Annotated in this window: 3 protein-coding genes; all 3 read left to right on the plus strand. The window is 50.0% G+C overall.

Annotated features, from left to right (window positions below; translation table 11 throughout):
* A partial coding sequence (locus tag AQR02_RS33970) for an ABC transporter permease (protein WP_245237298.1) occupies positions 1-327 on the plus strand: 327 nt, incomplete at its 5' end.
* 51 nt (positions 328-378) lie between these two features.
* The gene (opp4C, locus tag AQR02_RS10590; protein WP_054942067.1) at positions 379-1,248 is read left to right on the plus strand and encodes an oligopeptide ABC transporter permease; all 870 of its coding nucleotides are present in this window, start codon (positions 379-381) and stop codon (positions 1,246-1,248) included.
* Positions 1,249-1,476: 228 nt separating this feature from the next.
* The coding region (locus tag AQR02_RS33975; RefSeq protein WP_245237299.1) for an ABC transporter substrate-binding protein at positions 1,477-2,222 on the plus strand (746 nt) is incomplete at its 3' end.

Raw genomic sequence — 2,222 nt, forward strand, 5'->3', positions numbered from 1 at the left:
GTGCTGAAGCAGGACTACTTGCGCACTGCAAGAGCTAAAGGGGTGAAGGAATTTTTGGTCACTAATAAGCATGCCCTGCGCAATGCACTTATTCCGATTATCACGATTGTCGGTCTGGAGATTCCGCTGCTGTTGGGCGGAGCGATAATTACAGAGCAGATTTTCCAGTGGCCGGGAATCGGCCAGCTGACTCTTCAATCGATCATGTCGCGGGATTATTCTACTCTGATGGGGCTCAATCTGACCGCTGCGGTTATCGTGCTCTCCTCCAATCTGCTGACGGATATCACGTACTCCATTGCTGATCCGCGGATCAAATACTCATAAAAAGGAGGGGTTACCTTGTCCAATACAGGGCTGCAGTTAGCCGAAGGAAGAATAGGCAGTATTGAAGTGAACGAAGAGTTTTCCGAAAGCAATTTCAAACAGATTGTACGCAGATTCAAGAAGCACAAGCTGGCTGTAGCCGGGCTGATCTTCACACTGCTGCTCTTTGCAGTTGCCTTGTTCGCACCATGGATCGCGCCTCATGATCCATACCTGGTGACGGGTGAGTTCTCAGCGGCTCCGTCTGCCGAGTATCTGCTTGGCACCGACCAGGTTGGCAGGGATGTGCTGAGCCGGCTGATTTATGGAACACAGATTTCAATTCTCGTCGGGTTTGTATCCGTAGCGGTCTATGTAACAGTAGGCACACTGATTGGACTGGCTTCTGCCTATTTCGGCGGATGGCTGGATATGCTGGTGATGCGGGTAACCGATATGTTCATGGCCTTTCCGTTCATGATGGTGATTCTTGTCGTAGTCAGTGTGCTGGGCCCAAGCCTTGCTACCATTATCCTCGTGCTGGCAATGTTCTCCTGGCCGGCGATAGCCCGGCTGGTGCGTGGAAGTGTACTGTCACTGAAAGGGATGGATTATGTGAAAGCCGGCACCGCACTCGGACTTAGCGCGTCAAGAATTATGCTTAAGCACATTCTGCCGAATGCGCTCGGACCGATTATTGTTAATGCGACCTTCGGGGTAGCTGCAGCAATAATGGCCGAATCCGGGCTTAGCTTTCTTGGAATGGGTGTCCAGTCGCCGAAATCCAGCTGGGGCAACATGCTGACGGATGCGCAATCCTTGTCCGTTCTGACCGATCAGCCCTGGCTGTGGCTGCCGCCCGGCATCATGATTCTGCTGACGGTGCTCGCCATCAACTTTGTCGGTGACGGACTACGCGATGCGATTGATCCAAAGGAATAGAAGACAGGCTCACAAAACTAAGCATATGCTTTCGAAGCGAGTTTTGTACGAAGCGGATTCACAGAGGACAGGCTCACAAAACTAAGTGTATGCTTCCGAAGCGAGTTTTGTACGAAGCAGATTCACAGAGGACAGGCTCACAAAACTAAGTGTATGCTTCCGAAGCGAGTTTTGTACGAAGCAGATTCACAGAGGACAGGCTCACAAAACTTTTAGGGGGATTCATTCATGAGAAAAACGTACAGAAGCCTGCTTGCGGCATCCTTTTGCCTGCTGCTATTATTCGTAACTGCCTGCGGTTCTTCAGAAAGCGGGAATACACCGGCTGCGGCTGAGGACAGCACCGGCTCCGCCGGAGCGGAAAAAGCGATTTATATCGGAATGGTCAATCCTCCAGTCACACTGAATCCGATTAATCTGACAGACGCTGCTTCGATCTTCGTCAGCGGATTTATGTTCGATACCCTGCTGGCCCTTACGGAAGACTTTGAATTCCTGCCGAAGCTCGCGGAATCTGTGGAGAGTGCAGACAGCCAGACCTATACTGTGAAGCTTAATCCAAATGCCAAGTGGAGTGATGGAGAGGCTTTTACAACCAAAGACGTTGAATTCACTCTTAATCTTGTGGCAAATCCGCTGGTGGAAAGCATGCTGCGGCTGAAATTTATCGAAGGACTTAATGATGCAGGCAAGCTGGATGAAGGGCAGACAGCCATTTCCGGCTTGAAAATCATCGATGAGCATACTTTCGAGATTAAGACGAAAACACCAGTCGATCCGAATTACTTCAATGATAATTTTTCGACCAGATTAAGATTTCTGCCGGAACATGTTCTAAGTGGGGTGGCACCGGCAGACCTGGCAACAAATGCGTATATGCAGAATCCAAGTGTTACCCTGGGTGCGTTTACTTTCGGCAAATTTGCCAAGGACCAGTATGTAGAGGTTTCAGCAAACCCGGATTATTATCAGGG

It is taken from the genome of Paenibacillus ihuae (assembly GCF_001368795.1).
Classification (GTDB): domain Bacteria; phylum Bacillota; class Bacilli; order Paenibacillales; family Paenibacillaceae; genus Paenibacillus_AQ; species Paenibacillus_AQ ihuae.